The sequence below is a fragment of the Aeromonas sp. 604282 genome (assembly GCF_049170575.1).
GTDB classification, from domain to species: Bacteria; Pseudomonadota; Gammaproteobacteria; order Enterobacterales; family Aeromonadaceae; genus Aeromonas; species Aeromonas veronii_A.
Genome location: NZ_JAAKMV010000004.1, coordinates 110,331 through 131,340 on the forward strand (window position 1 = coordinate 110,331; position 21,010 = coordinate 131,340).

Annotated in this window: 18 protein-coding genes; 14 read left to right on the top strand and 4 right to left on the bottom strand. The window is 58.9% G+C overall.

Annotated elements, in window-relative coordinates; translation table 11 throughout:
* Positions 1-21: 21 nt before the first annotated feature.
* Positions 22-1,359, bottom strand: a complete 1,338-nt coding sequence (locus G5367_RS07105) for an MATE family efflux transporter (RefSeq protein WP_421244204.1) — start codon at positions 1,357-1,359, stop codon at positions 22-24.
* A gap of 155 nt (positions 1,360-1,514) precedes the next feature.
* On the opposite strand from G5367_RS07105, the gene mscM reads away from it, so the two are divergent.
* The 7 genes from mscM (at position 1,515) to frdD (ending at position 11,339) form a co-directional block, all read left to right on the top strand.
* A complete protein-coding gene (gene mscM, locus G5367_RS07110) occupies positions 1,515-4,793 on the top strand; it encodes a miniconductance mechanosensitive channel MscM (RefSeq protein ID WP_421244203.1) in 3,279 nt (1,092 codons plus the stop codon).
* Between the two features lie 24 nt (positions 4,794-4,817).
* Entirely contained in the window at positions 4,818-5,501 is a 684-nt protein-coding gene (locus G5367_RS07115) for a glycerophosphodiester phosphodiesterase (protein ID WP_421244202.1), read from the top strand.
* Positions 5,502-5,656: 155 nt separating this feature from the next.
* On the top strand, positions 5,657-7,534 hold the full coding sequence (locus G5367_RS07120) for a methyl-accepting chemotaxis protein (RefSeq protein WP_421244201.1): 1,878 nt from the start codon (positions 5,657-5,659) through the stop codon (positions 7,532-7,534).
* A 511-nt stretch (positions 7,535-8,045) separates the two neighbouring features.
* Positions 8,046-9,830, top strand: coding sequence for a fumarate reductase (quinol) flavoprotein subunit (frdA, locus tag G5367_RS07125; protein WP_005347964.1), 1,785 nt, complete (start codon positions 8,046-8,048; stop codon positions 9,828-9,830).
* Complete coding sequence (locus tag G5367_RS07130; protein WP_005347973.1) at positions 9,823-10,557, top strand: succinate dehydrogenase/fumarate reductase iron-sulfur subunit; 735 nt, start codon at positions 9,823-9,825, stop codon at positions 10,555-10,557. The genes frdA and G5367_RS07130 overlap by 8 nt, the downstream gene beginning before the upstream one ends.
* A 16-nt stretch (positions 10,558-10,573) precedes the next feature.
* Positions 10,574-10,972 carry a fumarate reductase gene (locus G5367_RS07135; protein WP_033112664.1) on the top strand — a complete coding sequence of 133 codons (399 nt, stop codon included), beginning with the start codon at positions 10,574-10,576 and terminating at the stop codon, positions 10,970-10,972.
* Between the two features lie 10 nt (positions 10,973-10,982).
* Positions 10,983-11,339, top strand: a complete 357-nt coding sequence (gene frdD, locus G5367_RS07140; RefSeq protein WP_033112665.1) for a fumarate reductase subunit FrdD — start codon at positions 10,983-10,985, stop codon at positions 11,337-11,339.
* 123 nt (positions 11,340-11,462) lie between these two features.
* Here frdD and G5367_RS07145 read toward each other — a convergent pair whose 3' ends face one another.
* The 3 genes from G5367_RS07145 to G5367_RS07155 form a co-directional block, all read right to left on the bottom strand.
* Positions 11,463-12,248, bottom strand: coding sequence for a substrate-binding periplasmic protein (locus G5367_RS07145; protein WP_041234336.1), 786 nt, complete (start codon positions 12,246-12,248; stop codon positions 11,463-11,465).
* 55 nt (positions 12,249-12,303) lie between these two features.
* A complete protein-coding gene (locus tag G5367_RS07150) occupies positions 12,304-13,530 on the bottom strand; it encodes a winged helix-turn-helix domain-containing protein (RefSeq protein ID WP_421294055.1) in 1,227 nt (408 codons plus the stop codon).
* A gap of 72 nt (positions 13,531-13,602) precedes the next feature.
* On the bottom strand, positions 13,603-14,244 hold the full coding sequence (locus G5367_RS07155; protein ID WP_201946281.1) for a class I SAM-dependent methyltransferase: 642 nt from the start codon (positions 14,242-14,244) through the stop codon (positions 13,603-13,605).
* A 144-nt stretch (positions 14,245-14,388) separates the two neighbouring features.
* On the opposite strand from G5367_RS07155, the gene G5367_RS07160 reads away from it, so the two are divergent.
* The 7 genes from G5367_RS07160 to G5367_RS07190 all read left to right on the top strand — a co-directional run bounded on the left by G5367_RS07160 (position 14,389) and on the right by G5367_RS07190 (position 20,996).
* Positions 14,389-15,063 carry a thermostable hemolysin gene (locus G5367_RS07160; protein ID WP_421244198.1) on the top strand — a complete coding sequence of 225 codons (675 nt, stop codon included), beginning with the start codon at positions 14,389-14,391 and terminating at the stop codon, positions 15,061-15,063.
* On the top strand, positions 15,060-16,556 hold the full coding sequence (locus G5367_RS07165) for an AMP-dependent synthetase/ligase (protein ID WP_421244197.1): 1,497 nt from the start codon (positions 15,060-15,062) through the stop codon (positions 16,554-16,556). The genes G5367_RS07160 and G5367_RS07165 overlap by 4 nt, the downstream gene beginning before the upstream one ends.
* Positions 16,553-17,206, top strand: coding sequence for a TenA family transcriptional regulator (locus tag G5367_RS07170; protein ID WP_202001792.1), 654 nt, complete (start codon positions 16,553-16,555; stop codon positions 17,204-17,206). The genes G5367_RS07165 and G5367_RS07170 overlap by 4 nt, the downstream gene beginning before the upstream one ends.
* A 34-nt stretch (positions 17,207-17,240) precedes the next feature.
* Positions 17,241-18,110, top strand: a complete 870-nt coding sequence (locus G5367_RS07175) for an SDR family oxidoreductase (RefSeq protein ID WP_216978197.1) — start codon at positions 17,241-17,243, stop codon at positions 18,108-18,110.
* A gap of 1 nt (position 18,111) precedes the next feature.
* Positions 18,112-18,744 (top strand): tetratricopeptide repeat protein, encoded by a 633-nt coding sequence (locus tag G5367_RS07180; protein WP_337072446.1) that lies wholly within the window; start codon positions 18,112-18,114, stop codon positions 18,742-18,744.
* A gap of 132 nt (positions 18,745-18,876) precedes the next feature.
* On the top strand, positions 18,877-19,563 hold the full coding sequence (locus G5367_RS07185; protein ID WP_005348007.1) for a response regulator: 687 nt from the start codon (positions 18,877-18,879) through the stop codon (positions 19,561-19,563).
* The gene (locus G5367_RS07190; RefSeq protein ID WP_216978195.1) at positions 19,560-20,996 is read left to right on the top strand and encodes an ATP-binding protein; all 1,437 of its coding nucleotides are present in this window, start codon (positions 19,560-19,562) and stop codon (positions 20,994-20,996) included. Before G5367_RS07185 ends, G5367_RS07190 begins: the two co-directional genes overlap by 4 nt.
* The last annotated feature ends 14 nt before the right edge of the window (positions 20,997-21,010 follow it).

A 21,010-nucleotide genomic window follows, 5' to 3' on the forward strand; every position in this document is an offset into this window, starting at 1 on the left:
CTGCACGTCGTACCTGATTGCCTATCCGGCCTGCGTGTGAGCACCGGATTCCCGATGCATTGCCCGCCACATCACCAGCACCAGCAACAAGCTGCAGCTAGGCAATGCCAGCCATACCCCGGGCACGCCCCACAGGGTCGAGAATCCCCACAAGAAACCGCCGATCAGCACCAGCTTGCCACCGGTGAGCAGGGAGGCGATGCGGGCCCGATTGATGGCCTGGAAATAGGTGGCCCCCACCAGCAGCAAGCCCTCCATCGGCAGCCCCCAGAAGTAGAGCCAGATCCCGAGGCTCGCCACCGGCAAGAGAGCCGCGTTGTCGCCGGCAAACAGATAAACAGCCGCCTCCGGCCAGAGGTAGAGCGGTACCATACCGCACAGCGCGATGGCCACCGTCACGGTCAGTGCCAGATTGCGTACCCGCAACACCCGCAGCCAGTTGCCTGCTCCCGCATTGAAGCTGGCGATAGGCTGAATGCCCATGGCGATCCCCTCAAAGATAAGATAGAAGAACGCCTCGGTATAACTGATCACCCCGTAGGCAGCCACATGCAGGGAGGTGCCTACGGCCAGCAGTGCCTTGTTGTGTAGTGCCAGCACCACCGAGAGGTACAGGTACATCAGAAAGCTCGACACTCCGAGACGCAGCGTCTCCCCCATCAGCCGCCAGTTTGGCATCAGGGTATCCCAACCAATCCGCAGCTTGCTGCGCAGGGTAAAGAAGTGCCACAGACAGAGCCCGCCGGTCACCGCCTGGGAGAGCATGGTTGCGATGGCGGCACCTGCCAGTCCCCACGGAATAACAGCCATCAGCAGATAGTCAAGCAGCACATTGAGCAGGCCGCCGCCGACCAGGATCCAGGTAGTGAGCCCCGGGCGCCCGTCATTGCGCAGCAGGGCGGTAAAGGCCATGGAGAGAATGGCAAAACCGCCGAGCCAGGCATACCAGTGCAGATAGGCCAGACCGGCGCTGAAAATCTCTCCTTCGGCCCCCATCCAGGCCAGCATGGTGTCGCCATGACGGATCCCGACGTAGGCAAGCAGCACCGCGGCCAGCAGCACCATCACCAGTGCATTGCCGACAATATGGCGGGCCTTCTGCTGCTCGCCGCGTCCCAGATGAAAGGAGACCAGGGCCGATGCGCCCATGCCTATCAGGGCGCCGACTGCATAGAGCACGGCACAAATCGGGTAAGCGAGCATCAGACCGGCCAGCCCGTCCTGACCCAGAATATGACCGACGAAGATGCCGTCTATGGTGACATAGATGCCGGTGACCAGCATGGCGGCCACAGTCGGCGTAACGTAACGCCAGAAAAGGCGAGATAGCGGGGCAGTGCCCAGATCAACGGCTGACATATGTGGCCCAGTGCAGAAAAAGCGCTAGGGATAATAGCGAAAGGACAGCATGACTTCCTGTTATTTGTGTTACGAATCATTAATATAGACTGCTTTACCCAGCGCCTGGCCCTGCTTTAGGCTAGGACCACCCTTTCTGAACGGAAACGAGCCTCATGTTGCAACGCCTGCTCACCTTTCTGCTGCTCTCTCTGCTCTTGCTTCCCGCGGCACAAGCTGATGATGCCATTGCCCAGACCGAAGCCTTGCTGCAGAGCGTGCCCAAAAGCGATACCCCGGAAAACCAGAAGCTGCGGGAGAGCTACCAGCAGGCGCTGCAATATGCCAGAGAAGCGCTACGTTACCGGGAACAGAGCAAAGCCTATCAGCAGATCCTTATCGACTACCCCAAGGAGTCGGCACGGCTCAAGGAGAGCCTGCACAACTATCAGCCCCTCTCTCGTCCACCGCTCGCCACACTCAAGGAGGAGGCCCTACGCCAGGCAATTGGCCTGAGCAGCAACCGTCAACTCAATCTGCGCAAAGAGCGACAGGGGGTGATGGATAGCCTCAATCAGCTGGAAAGCACAGGTCAGGAGTATCACCTGCGGGTAGATGATCTGCGCAAACAGCTGCAGCTGACCCGCAGCCAGCTGGAACGACTGAGCTTCAGCAGCGAATCGGATCGGTTGCAGGAGTCCCAGCAACTGGTGACCAGAATGAAGGAGCAAAGTCTCTCAGACCGGATCCAGATGCTGGAGCTGGAGCAGCTTTCCGCCCAGCAGCGCAACGATCTTGGCAAGCTGAAACTGCAACAGCTCAATCTGGCCATCGCCGATGAGGATGAGTGGCAAGCCAGCTTGCTGGCCCAGCAGAACCAGCTGCGACGGGAGAAAACCGAGCTGGCACTCAAAGAGAGCGAGCGGCTGCGCAAGCAACTGACCACAGACATGCCGCTGCTGCTGGAGCAGCAGCAAAAAAACCAGGCGCTCTCGATCCAGCTCGGCACGCTGGAGGATCAGATTGAGCGGGTGCAGGACGAACAGCGCACCATCGACAAGAATCTGTTTGAGCTAAACGATCTGGTCAACTCGGTACGAGAACAGCTGGAGTGGCTGCAGATCAGTACGGCTTATGGTGAAAACCTTCGCAGCAAACTTTCCGACCTGCCAGCCTATTTCCCCCTCGACAAACTGGAGTCGGAGATCGTCAATGCCCGCATGGCCAAGTACCAGTACGAGAGCGAGCAGGATGGACTGAAGGACACCAACCTGTTGCGCGAGAAGTTGCTGTCCGGGGAGGAAGTGACACTGGATCGCCCACAATTGTCGGTGCTCGACAACCTGCTCAAGGCCCGTCGTCAACTGCTGACCCGACTAAACGATGCATCAGACACCCTGATCCAGGAACAGACCAGGCTCAAACTGCTCTATAGTCGCCAAAACAGCAAGATCGACGAAATCCGCGAACTCAGCGCCAGCCACCTGTTCTGGCTGCCGGATGTGCGCCCCTTTACGCCGCAGGTGATGCTCGGTATTCCTGCCGCGCTGGCCCTGGCCTTTAACCCGAACAACTGGCTGCAACTGCCCTATGCCATCGCCGAGAACAGTCCTATCACTCTCACCCTGGCAAGCCTTGGTCTACTGGTGCTGACCTGGAGCTGGATCAAACTGGCCCGCCATTTGAGCCAGTTCTGCGACTACATAGCACCGCGTATCGGCAAGGTGACCCAGGATAAATTCAGTCTCACCAGCCGCCTGCTGCTGCGCTCCCTGATTGCATCTTTGCCGCTGCCCGCAATGGTATTGATGGTTCGCGGCCTGCTCGAAGGGGCCTGGCAATACCCGTTCGCCGTTGCGATCGGGCGTGGACTTGGGGAAATATGGTTTCTGCTGCTGGCACTGGTGATGGCCCGTCACCTGACGCTCGAGCGGGGGATCCTGATCCTTCACTTCCGCTGGCCAAAAGAGCGGGTCCAGCAGGTATGGAACCAGTTTCGAACCCTGCTGCTGGTGCTGATCCCTAGCTTCTTCGTGCAGGGGATGGCCAACAGCTATCAGGAGCACGCCTTCTACGACTCCCTCGGCCGGATGGCCTTCATGATCGGCGCGCTCTGGCTGCTGCTTTTCTTTGCCCGCCTCAACCGGGAGCGACTACCGCTCACCTGGGGCCAGAGTGACATGACCAAGCCCCACCTGCTGCATCATTTCATCTGGAACAGCCTGATGCTGGCACCATTGCTGGCGGTGATTGGCTCCCTGTTTGGCTACTTCTATACCTCGCGTACCCTGCTGCGCCAGCTGGAGCTGAGCCTGCTGATGGGGCTGGGCTGCCTGCTCATCTACTATCTGGCCAGACGCTGGATGCTGATCCAGCGCCGCCGCCTTGCCTTCGAGCGTGCCAAGAGCAAGCGGGCCGAGATGCTGGCCCAGCGCGGCCGTGACGACAATCAGGAGGAGCTAAGTTCGGAGATCCCCGATGTGGTGGAAGAGACTGAGCTGGACCTCGACACCATCAGCGCCCAGTCGCTGGGGCTGGTGCGCACCCTGCTGATGCTCGGCTTCACCATGCTGGTGGTAGTGCAATGGTCGGATCTCAACTCGGCGTTCAGCTTCCTCAGCAATATCGAGGTATGGCAGGTGAGCAGCAAGATTGGTGGCATCGAGCAGCTCTCCGCCATCACCCTGCAGGATCTGATGCTGACCGCCTTCGTCTTCATCCTGACCGTAGTGACCTCCCGCAACCTGCCGGGGCTGATGGAGCTGACCCTGCTTCAGCACCTCAGCCTCTCTCCCGGAACCGGCTTTGCACTCACCACGATCAGCAAGTATCTGGTGATCCTCGTTGGCGCCCTCACCGGTTTCTCCATGCTCGGTATCGACTGGTCGAAGACCCAGTGGCTGGTAGCCGCCCTCTCGGTAGGGCTGGGTTTCGGCCTGCAGGAGATCTTCGCCAACTTTGTTTCCGGCCTCATCATCCTGTTCGAGAAACCAATCCGGCTCGGTGACACTGTTACTATTCGCGATCTCACCGGCACCGTCACCAAGATCAAAACCCGGGCGACCACCATAGTGGATTGGGATCGCAAGGAGATCATCGTGCCCAACAAGGCCTTTATCACCGAGCAGTTCATCAACTGGTCGCTCTCCGATGCGATAACCCGGGTCAAACTGCGTATCCGGATCGGTCTGACCCGTGATCCGAAACTGGTGCAACGTATTCTTGAGGAGGCGATCCATGCCTCTACTTTGGTACTGGAGACCCCCAGTCCGGAAGTATTCCTGATCGAATTCACCGACTCGGCGCTGATCTACGAGATCCGCCTCTACGTCAACAACATGGATCACCGGATGCCCATCACTCACGAGGTTCACTCGCTGGTGCTGGAGAAGATGCAACAGCAGGGACTTACCCTGCCCCATCAACAGATCGACATTCACCTGAGCCGCGGCTGATCCGCGAGTTGAAAGGAGCAGAACATGCAGATTATTGCCCACCGTGGCGCCAGCGGCCTGGCCCCCGAAAACACTCTCAAGGCGATGGCCAAAGCGCTGGAGCTGGGAGCATCAGCCATCGAGATCGACGTGCAGACGGCCGATGGCGAGTTGTGGGTCTTCCACGACCGGCGGCTGGAGCGCTGCACCAATGGCAAGGGGGTGCTGACCGAGCAATCCCGCTCCTATCTGGAGCAGCTCGATGCCGGTGAGGGAGAGGTGCTCCCGACCCTGTGGCAGGTGATGGAGATCATCGCCGGACGCTGCGAGCTGCATATCGAGCTCAAGGGGGCCCATAGCGCCGATGCGGTGGCAGACCTGACCCGACGGGCAGAGGCCGAGCTGGGCTTTACTCCCGGCCAGTGGGTGGTCTCCTCCTTCCATCACCCGGAGCTGGCCCGATTTGCCGCCTTGCGGCCCGATATCCGGCTCGGTGCTCTGACCGCCAGCCTGCCGCTCAACCTGGCGCAGTTTGCCGACGAGCTGGGGGCCTGGTCCATCAATTGCGATGTTGATTTCATCGACGCCGCGCTGGTCGATGATGCACATCGCCGGGGGCTCAAAGTTCTGGTTTATACCGTTGATTATCCAGAAGATTATGAAACGCTCTCTAGCATGGGGATCGATGGAATCTTCACCAATCGACCAGATCGTTTTCTGACGCAGTGAGGGGGCGATACGCACATGGATAACCACTGATTTAGGCACTAACTTTAAATAGCTGACCGGGATACAAAGAGTTCAACTTCAGCCGATAAACAGAGGCTCATAACAATAACTAGATTCCACACACACTTCAGACTGACGCTCACAAGGATGTAACTATGAACTTATCCATTAAAAACAAGCTTGTCCTGGCTATCGGGGTCATCATTCTGGTGATCACTTGCCTGCAGGTCTGGTACAACACCTCGCAACTGCGCAGCGAGACCCAGCGACTGGTCTGGAACATCATCGACGAAAGCTCCATGGCCAACGTCAAGGGGATCTCCCGCTGGGTCGACTCCCGGATCAGCATGGTCAGCACCACCAAGGAAGCATTCGCCAAAGAAGACGAGCCCATCAGTCATCTGGCCCAGTCCATGAATGCCGGTGGCTTCGACCTGGTCTATGCCGGTACCGCAGACGGCAAGATGATCCAGAGCAAACCAACCGACTTGCCCGCCGGTTATGACCCACGTCAACGCCCCTGGTACAAGGACGCGGCCGCCGCAGGCAAGCTGGTCATTACAGCCCCCTATGCCGACATCTCCACCGGCCAGCTGATTGTCACCATTGCCGAGCCGTTCCAGCGCGGCAATACCCAGGGGGTCATCGCCGGTGACGTCTCCATCAGCTCACTGATCTCGGATATTCTGGCGGTCACCACCGAGGGTACCTACGCCATGCTGGTGGACAGCAATGGCACCATCATCGCGCACCCAGATGCCTCCCTGAGCCTGAAACCCGCCACTGCGTTAGCCCCTGAGTTGACCGCATCTTACATCAACCAGATAGCTCATGACGGTACGATCAACGAGCTGGTGATCAGCGGCAAGAAAGAGGTCTTTGACTTTAACGCCATCCCCAATACCAACTGGTATTACGGTATGATGGTGGATGAGGAAACCGCCTACCAGTCAGTCCGCAGCATGGTCACCTCTTCCCTTATCCAGGGGCTTATCACCATACTGATCGTGGCTGGTTTCTCCTATGTCGCCATCAACGGCTCGCTGGCGCCCCTGAAAACGCTGGGCGAAGCGATTGCCGATCTCTCACGCGGTAACGGCGACTTGACCCGTCGCATCAAGATTGAGCGTGAGGATGAGGTAGGCGCGGTTGCCAAACACGTCAACACCTTCATCGATCGGATCCATGTAATGGTGCAGGATATCTCCAACTCTTCCGGCCAACTCAACCAGCAAGCCAAGTCCTCCCACAGCATGGCGGAGAAGGCGAATCAGGGGCTGGCACGCCAGCAAAACGAGATCTCCCAGATCGCCACGGCTGTCCATGAGATGTCCGCCACTGCCGTTGAAGTGGCCAGCAACGCCGAACAGACCGCCGAAGCTGCCCGATCCTCTAGCAGCAGCTGCGAGCATGGCAAACTGGTGATTGCCCGCAACCAGCGCTCCATTACCGATCTGGCAACCCAGGTTGCCCAGGCATCGGACATTATTCAGGAGCTCGAGAAGAATGCTCAGGAGATCAACACCATTCTCTCCACCATTCAGGGCATCGCTGAACAGACCAACCTGCTGGCACTCAACGCAGCTATCGAAGCAGCCCGCGCTGGCGAACAGGGCCGGGGTTTCGCTGTGGTGGCTGACGAAGTGCGGGTGCTGTCACAGCGTACCCATAGCTCTACCGTCGAGATCCGCAATATGATCGAGACCCTGCAGCGCAATACCCAGGGTGCAGTCAGCACAATGCATGAAGGCCAGCTGCTTGCCCAGAACAGCGTGGATGACGCCAACAACGCCACCCAGGCGCTGGAACAGATTACCTCCTCCATCAATCAGATCTCCGACATGGCGACCCAGATCTCCAGCGCGGCGGAAGAGCAACGAGCGGTGACCGACGAGGTCAGCCGCAACATTCAGGCGGTGAAAGATGTCTCGGATGAACTGGCGGTAGATGCTGACAGCTCACGCCATCTCTCTGAACAACTTAAAAATATTTCGGGTGAATTGAGTAACCAGGTCGGTATGTTCCGCATTTGACGATGATAAGAAAGGGGCCGTACAGGCCCCTTTACTTTTTTAAATATCGCTTAATTATCAGTGAGTAATCTAACACCAGCGTCGTCTCCTCACCTTCCTGTTGCCCCCCGCAATGCAGTAGCTCCCATCGGATACACTACACTTTTTCAGTCGATAAAAGGATTAGTAATTTTTATGCATGCATTTAAATGCCAATAATTATCATTAAAAATTTTTAATAAAAAACTTAAAATTTTTTTCTGAAGTACCTAAAAAGAGAGGTGATTCGCATTTTGGTGAAAGAAAACTACGTACAATCCGGATGTTAAAGTATCTGTAGCATGGTGTTTGACTGCTCAGTAACACCGAAAAATGGCGATAATTACGACATTTTCGTCCAGGGAATTGGGTGTTTTACAAAAAAATCACTAATAAAAAGGGAATAAAACCTGGCAGTTTGACTTGCATCAAGCCTGAATTTTTTTCATAGAGCAAAATCGTGCCCAGCAAATCTATCCCTAAGGAGGCAGATGTGGATATTATCAAGACCGATGTGGCCATCATCGGTGCTGGCGGTACCGGCTTACGCGCCGCTATCGCTATAGCCGAATCACAGCCAGACCTGGACATCGCCCTGATTTCCAAGGTTTACCCGATGCGCAGCCACACGGTAGCTGCCGAAGGCGGCGCTGCCGGTGTCGTCCGTGATGACGACTCCCTCGAAAACCACTTCAACGACACCGTCTCCGGTGGTGACTGGCTGTGTGAGCAGGACGTTGTCGATTACTTCGTCAACAATGCGACCAAAGAGATGATCCAGCTGGAGCACTGGGGTTGCCCCTGGAGCCGCAAGCCGGATGGCAAAGCCAACGTGCGTCCTTTTGGTGGCATGAAGGTACCCCGTACCTGGTTCGCTGCTGACAAATCCGGTTTCCACATTCTGCACACCCTGTTCCAGACCTCCGTCAAATACCCGAGCATCAAGCGCTTCGACGAGCACTTCTGCCTCGATCTGATCGTGGAAGATGGTCGTGTTCAGGGCGTTCTGACCTTTGACATCCAGAACGGCATCACCCGCTTCATCCAGGCCAAATCCGTGATTCTGGCAACTGGTGGTGCTGGTCGTGTGTACCGTTACAACACCAACGGCGGCATCGTGACCGGTGACGGCATGGCGCTGGCCTATCGTCACGGCGTACCGCTGCGTGACATGGAATTCGTTCAGTATCACCCGACCGGTCTGCCGGGTACCGGCATCCTGATGACCGAAGGTTGTCGTGGTGAGGGTGGCGTCCTGCTCAACAAGGATGGCTACCGCTACCTGCAAGACTACGGCTTGGGCCCGGAAACTCCGATCGGCCAGCCGAAGAGCAAATACATGGAACTGGGTCCGCGCGACCGCGTTTCCCAGGCATTCTGGCAAGAGCAGCAGAAAGGCCGCGTGATCCAGGGCCCGATGGGCGATGTGGTTCACCTCGACCTGCGTCACCTCGGCGAGAAGTATCTGAAAGAGCGTCTGCCGTTCATCTGCGAACTGGCCAAAGCCTACGTCAACGTGGATCCGGCCAAAGAGCCCATCCCGGTACGTCCGACTGCCCACTACACCATGGGTGGTATCGAGACCGACAACAAGTGTGCCACCCGTCTGGCCGGCCTCTACGCCGCTGGCGAATGCGCCTCTGTTGGTTTGCACGGCGCCAACCGTCTGGGTTCCAACTCCCTGTCCGAGATCGTGGTATTCGGCAAGCTGGCTGGTGAACAGGCCGGTGAATTTGCCAAAACCCAGAAGCATGGCAACACCGAAGCACTGGCTGCCAAGGCTGAGGCGCTCATCAAGCAGCACCTCTCCCTGCTCGACATCGATGGCACCGAGAACCCGGCCGATATTCGCAACGAGTTGGGCATGTCCATGGAAGCCGGTGTCGGTATCTACCGTACCGAAGAGCTGATGCAGGGCACCATCGACAAGATCAACGAGCTGAAAGCCCGTTACAAAAAGGTCAAGATCAACGACAAGTCCTCTGTCTTCAACACCGACCTGCTGTACGCCATCGAACTGGGTTACATGCTGGACGTGGCAGAAGCCATGGCGCACTCCGCCATCAATCGTAAAGAGTCCCGCGGTTCCCACCAGCGTCTGGATGGTTACGAAGAGCGTGATGACGTGAACTTCCTCAAGCACACGCTCTCGTTCTACCAAAATGGCGAAACGCCCTCCATCGATTACTCCGATGTGAAGATCACTAAGTCCCAGCCGGCAAAACGCGTGTACGGCTCCGAGGGTGAGAAACAAGACGAGGCTAAGAAGAATGGCTGAGATGATTGAAATTGAAATCCTGCGCTATCGTCCTGAGCAGGATAACGAGCCCTGGATGCAGACCTTCCAGGTGCCCTACCAGAGAGAGATGTCTCTGCTGGATGCGCTGCAGTACATCAAGGATCACCTGGACTCTACCCTGAGCTTCCGCTGGTCCTGCCGGATGGCGATCTGCGGCTCCTGCGGCATGATGGTCAACGGTGTTCCCAAGCTGGGTTGCAAGGCATTCCTGCGCGACTATCTGCCGGGCAAGATGACCATCGAGCCGCTCAACAACTTCCCGATCGAGCGTGACCTGGTGGTCGACATGTCCGATTTCATCGAGAAGCTGGAGAGCATCAAGCCGTACATCATCCCGAGCGAGCCGCGCAACCTGTGCGATGGCGAGTACATCCAGACTCCGGCAGAGATGGCGAAGTACAAGCAGTTCTCCCAGTGCATCAACTGTGGTCTCTGCTACGCGGCCTGCCCGCAGTACGGCATCAACAAGAAGTTCACCGGTCCGGCGGCACTGGCTCTGGCCTATCGCTACAACGTCGACAACCGTGATGCCGGCGCCAAAGAGCGTATGCGCATCATCAGCCAGGACGAAGGCGTCTGGGGCTGTACCTTCGTGGGCTACTGCTCCGAAGTGTGCCCGAAGGGCGTCGATCCGGCAGCGGCCATCCAGCTTGGCAAGGTAGAGAGTGCCAAGGACTACATGATCGCCATGTTCAAGCCAGATTGAGAGCAGGATTGAGACCATGAACAACACTGAAAGCAAACGTAAACCTTACGTCCGCGAAATGAAGAAAGACTGGTGGCTGAAGAACGCCTTCTACACCGGTTACATGATCCGCGAAGGCACCAGTATCTTCGTCTCCATCTACGCTGTTGTGCTGATGTGGGGTCTGATGCGTCTGGTACAGGGTCAGGAAGCGTTCAACGGCTGGCTGGAATCCCTGCAAAGCCCGATCGCCATCCTGTTCCACGTGATTGCGCTGGCAGCCTGCCTGTTCCATGCCAAGACCTGGTTCGCTCTGGCTCCAAAAGCCATGCGTATCTTCCGTGGTGAAGACCTGGTGCCGGAGAAACCGATCGTCATCGCCCAGTATGTGGCGCTGGCTGTGGTATCCCTGCTTGTCCTGATCATCGTGGCCTGAGGAGAAAACAATGAGACGTTCTGACGAGCCAATTTACTGGGGTCTGTTTGGTGCGGGTGGCATGGTCGTTGCCATGCTGCTGCCGGTCATTGTCCTCATCACCGGTCTGCTGGTACCCATGGGTATCATGGACGTAGAGACCATGAGCTATGACCGCGTTCTGGCATTCGCCAGCTCCTGGTGGGGTGCCTGCATCCTGCTGGTGATCATCGCTCTGCCGATCTGGCACGGTATGCACCGTATCTACCACGGTCTGCATGATCTGGGGATCCACACCACCAAGCTGCACCACTATGTGTTCTATGGCTTTGCCTTCCTGGTATCTGCCATTACCGTCGGCCTGCTGATGGTACTGGTACTCCAGTAATCACATCTGACTGATAGACCAAACCGGGCACTCTGCCCGGTTTTTTTATCCTCCTGAACAGCTGAAAAGGGCCAGCAAGATTGCTCAGGCTGGCCCTTTTCAGCTGCATTTCCTGATGAGCACCTACTCCATCGGCGGCAAGAAACGGCGCATCACCTCGTCGGCATGCCCTCCTTCCTGAAACGCCACCAGAGCCTGATTGAGGTTGTTCACCAGCTCGTGAGCGCGGGGGGAGCCCTTGCTGACCAGCAGGTAAAACTGCTTTCGGCTGGGCAAGACGAGGTTGAGCAATCCACTCTCGCTCTGGTAAATCCCGAGACTGATGCCACTCACCAGTGGTTCAATTTCGCTTGGCAGAAAATCGCAGCGATCCCGCTCCAGCATATCGAGCGCCTGCTGTAACTGCCTCACCCTGCGTGGCTCCTGTGCCAAACCGTAGGGGGTGTAGTTATAGCCAATCACCCCGCACACACGTGAGCGATTGACCATCTGTAAATCTGGTGCGTCGGGGAAGCGACGCTTGAGATAGAAAAAGCCGAGGCGGGTGTAATAGAGAGGAACGCTGTAGAAAGCAAACTCGGCCCGCTCCGGTTTGTAACTGGCATCCCAGGTCAACTCACACAGACCATTCTGGCGATAGTCTGCCAGCTCCTGCTGGACCCGCGCCCAGGGAAGATAGCGGATCTGATATGACAATCCGCTCTTTTCCAATGCATCGAGCACGAGTGTGGTCGCCGAACCGGTCAGACGGCTGGTATCGGGCACCCCGTCCTTGCGCTCCCAGTAGGTAAAGGGAGCCCACTCGTTGCCCTCCCCCAAACAGATCCGTACCACAGGTCCTTGTGCCCATAGCACGGGGGAGAGGCTAGCCAGCACAAGCCCAGTCAACCATGTCACCGCTCGTTTCATCTCCCGCTCCCGAACTGTTTTCTCCTCTTGCAGCTTAGTCCAGAAGGGATAGCGCTCATTCGTTAATAACACTTTCATACCATAACGCCAGCAAATTGGCCGGAATGGCACCATAACGAAGCTGCGGGGTCTGGTGCCAATCAGCCAGCTTGTGCAGGGCTTTCACCAGATCCTGTGCAAGCGTGCGAGTCACTCTCACCCCGACTTCCAGATAGAGACTCTTGATCTCGAAGATCCCCTGCTGGCGATGGGCCTTGGCATCCATTCTGCCCACCAGCTTGCCGCGATGGAGCAAGGGCAACACAAAGTAGCCATACTGGCGCTTGGGGGCCGGGGTATAGCACTCGATGCGATAGTCGAAGTTGAACAGTTCACTGGCCCGTTTGCGATCCCACACCAGCGGGTCGAACGGCGACAAGGCCGTGGTATGGGTTGCCTTGAGACGGCCCTCCTTGACCTGCATCAGCTCATCGGCCAGAGATACGTGCACAAAGGCATCGTGCTGCCACCCCTCCACCCGAACCGGCAGCAGCTCACCTTCATCCGCCAGCAGATGGAGCAGGACATCATATTTGCCGCGCCGCAGCCGATAGTAGTCCGCAACCCAGCCGGTTTTGACCAGCCCCAGCGCACGGCAACTGGCACGTACCATATCCCGCTGCGCCTCTGCAACACTCGGCAGATGCAGCTGGTCGCTCCATTCGGGAATGACCCGCTCTGCCAAGTCATAGACCCGCTGAAAATTGCGCCGCTCCCGCACCATCAACTGACCGGTGGTAAACAACACCTCCAGATGGCGTTTCTCCGGCTTCCAGTCCCACCAGCCGCTCCCCTTGCCAGTTGTGTGCTCAAAGTCGATCGCCCGCACCGGACCATGGTCACGAATGCGCTCGATAAGCTGGTCAATCTCCTGCTGATGGGTTGCAAGCCAGTTGGCCGAAAACTTCCAGCCCATGGCCGCGGGGTCGAGCATCCGGTGGCGCAACAGCCGGTAATCCTCGCGGGGTACAAAACAGGCCTCGTGAGCCCAATATTCGAAGATCTCGCCGTCGGCCAGCAACTGCTCCAGCCAGTTCGGTTCGTACTGGCCAAGCCGGCTAAAGAGCACCAGATAGGGGCTGCGGGCAACCACCGAGATGGTATCAATCTGCAGCAACGCCATTCGGCGAATGGTGGCCAGCAGATTGGCCGGGGTCGCCTTGCTGCGACGGGGGACGAGCAGCCCCTGCGCCGCCAGCTGCAGATGACGGGCATCTTGCAGTGAGATGTGGGGTATGGACATGAAAACAGGGCATCCGTTCCAGAAGTCAGGCGATCAGCATGCCCAATCCATGATCAAATGAATACACCCAGTTCAAGGTTTGGTGATAACCGCCACATCGGTGTGGGGGAAGCTGAGCTCGGCCTGCCAGCTGGCGGCCTGCACCTGAAATGATGCCTCGGAAAAGAAGACGATGTGGGTCGGGTCGTGGCGATAGCGCCAGTTTTTAAACCGCTCGTCACCGAGTACCCGCTGGGTCTGAAGCACCAGCACACCGCCCGGCTTGAGGCAATCCCACAGTTTGTTCAGCACGGCACGCGGCTCGGCGATATGCTCGATCACCTCGGTACTGGTGATGAAGTCGTACTGGCGCGTCAGCAACTCGGGAAAATCGGCGTAGAACTTGTCATACCCCGCCATCTGGTAACCCGCCTCGCGCCCCATCGCCACCAGCGCTGGGCCTGGGCCACAGCCAAAATCGAGGCCGCAGGCAGGAGTCGGCACCCGGCTCAACACCTCGCCAAATGCCCGCATCAGAAAGGTGCGATAACGGGGATCATCCACCCGGTTGTCGTGACTGTCATAAACCGCCTTCTCGGCAGTCTCATCCAGATGATCCGCCTCATCCAGCCAGACCAGCTCGCACGCGAGGCAGCGATGATAGCGCTTGCCTGCCACCGGCAGGGGATAACTGCGATGACTGGCACACAGGGGGCAGCAGACGTTGGATGACATGACGGTTCCTCTTGGGTGCTTCCTGTTGGATAACAGCGGCGCAGATTGCCTGCCCGCTGCCTCGCTGACAACTTTTTTTGCTCCTTAAGGGTTTCTTAAGTTTGCCCTTTTACTCTCAAACCATCGCAAGAGAAGGAGTCACCCATGACCATTGAGATCCAAGCACCCTACCGGTTGATCCTGGCCGAGTCCCCGCAGCAGGTCATGGCGCTGCAAACCTATATCCAGGCCGCCTACACCCGTGAGTTCAATGCCCGTATTCCCCATTTTCTCCCCTGCCTGCTGGGTCTCTATCGGGCAGACGGGACGCTGGTCGGTGCCTGTGGTCTCAATCATGCCAGTGAGGGGACTCTCTATCTGGAACAGTATCTGGAGCAACCCATCGAGGCGGCCATCAACACCTGCCTCGGGGTCTATCCGGCACGCCACCGCATTATCGAAGTGGGCAATCTGGCCTGCAGCGAACCGGGCAATGCCCGCCTGATGTTTGCGGCCCTGTGTCGTCTGCTATGTGAAAACGCCCTCGACTACGTGGTCTTTACCGGCACCGCCAAGCTGCGCAACAGCTTTGCCCGCCTGCAACTCAACCCGGTGGAGCTGGCCCCCGCCCAGGCCCATCAGGTGGGGGCCGACGCCGATGCCTGGGGTGAGTACTACCGTTGCCAACCCAAGGTGATGGTGGGCGACATCAATCAGGGGCGCGAGGTGCTGGCCCAGAGCAGCCTGCTGCTCAATCTGCTGGCCCCCATGCCGACCCTGTTTGACGATACCAGCAAGAGTAATGACAACCTGACCAATCAAAAAAGGTGCGCCCAATGAGCCTGTTCGACGCCATCGCCAAACATGCCCACGAGGATCCTCAGTCGCCTGCACTAGTGAGCAGCCAGCAGCGTCTCGATTATCAGACCCTGTGGCAACAGATCCAGCGTCTGGCCAGCCAACTGCAACAGCTCGACATCAATCGTCTGGCTCTGCAGCTGGACAACGGCCTGCCCTGGGCGCTGCTGGATCTCGCCTGCACCCGTGCCGGTATCGTGGTCATCCCGGTGCCCCACTTCTTCAGTCAGGCCCAGCAGGCCTGGTTGCTGGAGAGCAGCGGCGCCGATGCGCTGGTGGGCCCACATCATCAGGGGTGGCATGCCGCCGAGCCGCTCTCGCTGATCACCGGAGAGCTGCCGCTCTGGCGCCACACACCAGCCAATCGACCGGCGCTGCCCAAAGGCACCGCCAAGATCACCTACACCTCCGGCACTACGGGCCAGCCCAAGGGCGTCTGCCTGTCACTGAGCCAGATGATGGCGGTGAGCCATGCGCTGGCTGAGCGGGTCGCGCTAGCCAAGGTGGAAAAACACCTGACCCTGCTGCCGCTGGCGACCCTGCTTGAGAACATCACCGGCCTCTATGTGCCGCTGCTGACCGGCGCTTGCAGTCGCATTCCGTCCCTCGGCGAACTCGGCTTCACCGGCTCCAGCTCGCTCAATCCAGCCATGCTGGGGGAGGCCCTGCTGCGCTGGCCGACCCACAGTCTGGTGCTGGTGCCCGAACTGCTGCGCTTGCTGCTGGCGCTCTGCACCAGCACCCCAGTGCTGGCCCAGCAGCTCAAGAGTCTGCGCTTTATTGCCGTCGGTGGCGGCAAGGTGGCTCCCGACCTGATCAAACACGCCCGCCAGCTCGGCCTGCCGGTGTATGAGGGATATGGCCTCTCGGAGTGCGGCTCCGTGGTGGCACTCAACAGTCCGGATGCTGACAAGCCCGGCAGCGTGGGGCGTCCACTGCCCCACTGTCAGGTCTCCATTGCCACCGATGGCGAAATTATGGTGAGCGGCAGCGCCATGCTGGGCTATCTCGGCAGCAACGAACTGACTCCCGAACAGATTGCCACTGGCGAACCTTCTGCCATGCAGATCGCCACAGGCGATCTGGGTCATCTGGATGATGAGGGCTACCTCCATATCACCGGGCGCAAGAAGAATGTCCAGATCACCGCCTTTGGCCGCAACTTCTCGCCAGAGTGGGTGGAAGCCGAGGCCCAGCTCTGCCCCGCCATCGCACGCATCGTGGTGTTTGGCGATGGTCAGCCTGCCAACGTGGCGCTAATCCAGCCCCTGCCGGGCAAAGAGGCGGATCTGCCACGCCAGATCGCCGGTCTGAACCAGCGGCTGCCCGATTATGCCCGGCTGCACCACTGGTTGCCGGTGGCACTCGACCAGCATCCCGGCCTGCTGACCGCCAACGGGCGCCCACGTCGCAACGAGATTTACCAACACTTTTCCCGGCAAATCAGCCAATGCCTTACAGGAGAATCGTCATGAGCTTCTATCAGACTCTGCAACAAGCAACTGCAAGTGAGCGTGAGCATCTGTTCAACGCCCCCATTATCGAAGCCTGCCGCCGTGGCGACATCAGCCGTGACACCTATCTCGCCTTTCTGGCGCAGGCCTACTACCACGTGCGCCACACGGTCCCGCTGCTGATGGCAACCGGCGGCAAGCTGGGTCAGGAGTACGAGTGGGTGCGCGGCGCCATTGCCGAATACATCGACGAGGAGTATGGCCATCAGGAGTGGATCCTCAATGACATCCGCGCCTGTGGCGGTGATGCCGAGGCAGTGCGCCACGGCCAACCGGGGCTGCCCATCGAGCTGATGGTGGCCTTTCTCTACGACCAGATCCAGCGCGGCAACCCCATGGGTTTCTTCGGCATGGTACAGGTGCTGGAAGGCACCAGCGTGGCCATCGCCCTCACCGTCGCCGACCAGCTGAAAAAGGGCCTCGGCCTGCCACCCCAGGCGATGAGCTACCTGAGCTCCCACGGCGCCCTGGATCAGGAGCACCTCAAGTTCTTTGAATCCCTGATGGATCGGGTCGAGAGCCCGGCGGATCAAGCCGCCATCATTCACGGGGCCAAGGTGGTTTATCGTCTCTATGGCGAGATGCTCTACAACCTCACCGCCACTGTATAAGTTGGCAGCAGACAGCAAAAAGGGAACCCACACCATGAACCTTGAAGGGAAACTCGTGCTGCTCACCGGCGCCAGCGGTGGCATAGGTGAAGAGCTCGCGCAGGAGTTGGCGGCCCAGGGGGCCCACCTGCTGCTGCATGGTCGCCGTGCTCCTGTGCTGGAACGGCTGTGCAAGTCACTGCCGCATCCCGAGCGCCATCAGGTGGTGCTCGCCGACCTCGGCTCTGCACAGGAGCGAGCCAAGCTGCTGCAACACCCGGCGCTGGAGAATGGACTCGACATCCTGATCAACAACGCTGGCTGCAACCAGTTTGCCTGGCTGGAAGATCAGAGCTTTGAGCAGGTGGAGCGCCAGCTGCTGCTCAATATCGAGGCGCCAATCCAGCTCACCCGCGCCCTGCTGCCCAGATTGCGCAAGCCGGGGATCATCATGAACATGGGGTCGAGCCTGGGCAGCATTGGCTACCCCGGTTACAGCGTCTACTGCGCCAGCAAATTTGCCCTGCGCGGCTTTAGCGAGGCGCTGGGACGGGAGCTGGAGGGGAGCGGCGTCAAGGTGCTGCACTTTGCTCCGCGCGCCACCCGCACCAAGCTCAATTCCGAGGCCGCCTACGAGATGAATGCAGCGCTCGGCACCCAGACTGACAGCCCGCAAGAGGTAGCCGAAGAGGCCATCATCGCCCTGTGCAACGAGACCCGCCGCAGCTGGCTCGGCTGGCCGGAAAAACTGTTCGTACGACTCAATGCCCTGCTGCCCGGCATCGTCGACAAGGCGTTGGCCAGACAGCTGCCGATCATCAAGCGTTATGCCCGACATCTTCAGCCAGGGACGACTGATGTATGCGCCAACAGTGCGCCGCAACCAGACTTTTCTCGCCCGATCCCGACCAAGAAGGAGCATTAATATGAACTTTGTCCGTCAATCAGTGACCGCTTGTGCCATCGCCATCCTGCTGGGCTCCACCTCGGTCATGGCCGCGGATGATGCTCTCGCGCCCATCCAGCAGCAGTGGGCAGTTTGCCAGTATCAACAGACCGGCAAAGCGAAAGAGAGTTGCCTCGAGACCCTGAGCACCCGGGCCGAAACGGCCAGCGCCAAGGAGCCTTTTCGCGCCGATCTGCTGATCTGGTCTGCCATCGTCAAGAGCACCTGGGCGGGGGCCAAAGGGGGGCTGGGGGCACTGGGACTGGTGAAAGAGGCCAAAGCCAAACTGGAGCTGGCGCTCAAGCAAGACCCCAAGGCGCTGGACGGCTCTGCCTACACCAGTCTGGGCTCTCTCTACTATCAGGTACCCGGCTGGCCGGTCGGCTTCGGTGATGACGAGAAGGCGGAACAACTGCTCAAGCAGGCGCTGGCCATCAATCCGGATGGCATCGACCCCAACTTCTTCTATGGCGACTTCCTGCTGGATCAGGGGCGCAAGGCCGAGGCCAAAACCTACCTCGACAAGGCGCTGGCCGCCCCGGCCCGCCCGGGCCGGGAAGTGGCCGACGAAGGGCGCAGAATGGAGATCCGTGAACGGCTGGCAAAGCTATAAACCCCTGATGGATCAAAGATCTATTTAAACTCTGCCCACCAGCTTGCATACTGGTGGGCAGCGTTCTTTATGCCACGGTCAACCTTGGCGACTGAACCACATCGCCACAGCCGACAAAAAAGGGAGAAAAGAATGCGGATCCTGCTGGTAGAAGATGATGTGATGCTGGGTGACGGTATGCAGGATGCCCTGCGCCATAGCGGCTACACGGTGGATTGGCTGCAACAGGGCTTGCCCGCTCTGGCTGCCCTCAAAAGTGACGAGTTCGCCGCCCTGATCCTCGATCTCAACCTGCCCGACATCGACGGCCTCAGCCTGCTGCGCAAACTGCGCCGGGAAGGCCACCAGCTGCCGGTGCTGATCCTCACCGCCCGCGATGCGCTGGATGATAGGGTGATCGGCCTTGATGCCGGCTCCGACGACTACATGGTCAAACCCTTCGCCCTGCAGGAACTCAACGCCCGTCTGCGCGCCCTGGTACGCCGAAGCAAGGGGCAGGCCCAGGCAGTACTGGAGTATGGCGATATTCTCATCTATCCCGAATCCCAGCAGGTCACCTATCAGGGGGAGGCGGTCAAACTCACCCCCCACGAATACAAGCTGCTGCAGGAGCTGATCAGCCAGAGCGGCCGGGTACTTAGTCGAGATCAGCTGCAACAGAGCCTCTATGGCTGGGATGAAGGTGCCGAGAGCAACGCGGTGGAGGTGCATATCCACCATCTGCGCAAGAAGTTCTACAGCGACCTCATCCGCAATATTCGTGGAGTCGGCTACATCATTCCCCAGCTCGAACAACCAAGCCGGACATCAGCACGATGAAACGTCCCCGCTCCATTCGCCGCTTTCTGCTCACCGGCATCCTGACGCTGGTGAGCCTGAGTCTCACCATCAGTGCCTTTATCGGCTACATGGAGGCGAGCCACGAGATGGAGGAGCTGTTTGATGCCCGCCTCGCCCAGTCAGCCCGTATCACCAACCAGCTGCTGGTCCGCTACCTGGCACAGCAGGGGCAACTGCCCGCCAACGGCACCGTCTATCAGGAGTGGGAGGCGCAAAATCCCGACGAGTGGCAAAAAGATCCCGGCCTCAACCTGACCGGCGAAGATCGGGAACTCACTCCCTACGGCCACGAGTTCGAACGTAACCTCTACTTCCAGCTCCTCGATGGAAAGGGCGGCCTGCTGCTGCGTGCCCCCAGCGCTCCGGCCCAGCCACTGGTTGAGCTGGCTCTCGGGTTCAACACGGTAGAGAAGGATGGACATCAGTGGCGCACCTTCACCCTCTACAACGAGCAGAAGCAGACCTGGCTGGTGGTGGCCGAGCGGGACGACGAGCGCAGCGAACTGGCCAGCAAGATGGCCACCCTTACCATGCTGCCGCTGCTGATCACCCTGCCGTTCCTGCTAGCCCTGCTCTGGTGGCTCATCACCCGCGGGCTGGCACCACTGCGCCAACTGGCACAGGCCATTAGCGAACGCCACCCCGCCAACCTGAGCCCACTCAGCCTCAAGATAAGCGCTCAGGAGTTGACCCCCCTCACCAACGAGATCAACCGCCTGATGCAGGCGCTGGCAGAGACCATAGAGCGGGAGAAGCAGTTCACCAACGAGGCGGCACACGAGCTACGCACCCCGCTGGCGGTGCTGCGGATCCACAGTGAAAATGCCCTGGCTGCCGAAGATGAAGAGAGCCGCCAGCAATCCTTGCACAAAATGCTGCAGGCACTCGACCGCAGCGATCGGCTGATCCGCCAACTGCTGACCCAGGCCCGTATCGACAACCAGCAGGGACTGGTACTGACCGAACTGGAGGTGGGACACCTGCTGCAAGGCACCCTCGCGACCCTGGCACCCATCGCTCTCAAGAAGGATCAGCAGCTGTCGCTGGAGTGTGAAGTGCCGCAGCTGGTGATGGGGCAGGCCACCCTGCTCGAGCTGCTGTTCAGCAACCTGATCGACAATGCGCTGCGCTATACCCAGCCGGAGGGCGAGATCAGGGTGCGAGTTCAGCGAGAGGGTAACCGGGTGAGGGTGGATGTAAGCGACAACGGCCCCGGCATCCCCACCAACGCCTTGAGCCGGCTGTGTGAACGCTTCTTTCGAGTCAATCCCCAGCAGGGGGATGGCGTGGGTCTCGGCATGGCCATCGTTTCACGTATCGCCCAGTTGCACGGCGCCGACCTCGATGTCCACAACCGACCGGAAGGAGGGCTGGAGGTGAGCGTGCTGCTCCCGCTGCCGCCGGCAAGATAAGCGATAAGTAAAGA

Coding starts and splice junctions, on each gene's coding strand:
- G5367_RS07105 (WP_421244204.1), bottom strand. CDS start 1,359: ATGTCAGCCGTTGATCTGGGCACTGCCCCGCTATCTCGCCTTTTCTGG.
- mscM (WP_421244203.1), top strand. CDS start 1,515: ATGTTGCAACGCCTGCTCACCTTTCTGCTGCTCTCTCTGCTCTTGCTT.
- G5367_RS07115 (WP_421244202.1), top strand. CDS start 4,818: ATGCAGATTATTGCCCACCGTGGCGCCAGCGGCCTGGCCCCCGAAAAC.
- G5367_RS07120 (WP_421244201.1), top strand. CDS start 5,657: ATGAACTTATCCATTAAAAACAAGCTTGTCCTGGCTATCGGGGTCATC.
- G5367_RS07130 (WP_005347973.1), top strand. CDS start 9,823: ATGGCTGAGATGATTGAAATTGAAATCCTGCGCTATCGTCCTGAGCAG.
- G5367_RS07135 (WP_033112664.1), top strand. CDS start 10,574: ATGAACAACACTGAAAGCAAACGTAAACCTTACGTCCGCGAAATGAAG.
- frdD (WP_033112665.1), top strand. CDS start 10,983: ATGAGACGTTCTGACGAGCCAATTTACTGGGGTCTGTTTGGTGCGGGT.
- G5367_RS07145 (WP_041234336.1), bottom strand. CDS start 12,248: ATGAAACGAGCGGTGACATGGTTGACTGGGCTTGTGCTGGCTAGCCTC.
- G5367_RS07150 (WP_421294055.1), bottom strand. CDS start 13,530: ATGTCCATACCCCACATCTCACTGCAAGATGCCCGTCATCTGCAGCTG.
- G5367_RS07155 (WP_201946281.1), bottom strand. CDS start 14,244: ATGTCATCCAACGTCTGCTGCCCCCTGTGTGCCAGTCATCGCAGTTAT.
- G5367_RS07160 (WP_421244198.1), top strand. CDS start 14,389: ATGACCATTGAGATCCAAGCACCCTACCGGTTGATCCTGGCCGAGTCC.
- G5367_RS07165 (WP_421244197.1), top strand. CDS start 15,060: ATGAGCCTGTTCGACGCCATCGCCAAACATGCCCACGAGGATCCTCAG.
- G5367_RS07170 (WP_202001792.1), top strand. CDS start 16,553: ATGAGCTTCTATCAGACTCTGCAACAAGCAACTGCAAGTGAGCGTGAG.
- G5367_RS07175 (WP_216978197.1), top strand. CDS start 17,241: ATGAACCTTGAAGGGAAACTCGTGCTGCTCACCGGCGCCAGCGGTGGC.
- G5367_RS07180 (WP_337072446.1), top strand. CDS start 18,112: ATGAACTTTGTCCGTCAATCAGTGACCGCTTGTGCCATCGCCATCCTG.
- G5367_RS07185 (WP_005348007.1), top strand. CDS start 18,877: ATGCGGATCCTGCTGGTAGAAGATGATGTGATGCTGGGTGACGGTATG.
- G5367_RS07190 (WP_216978195.1), top strand. CDS start 19,560: ATGAAACGTCCCCGCTCCATTCGCCGCTTTCTGCTCACCGGCATCCTG.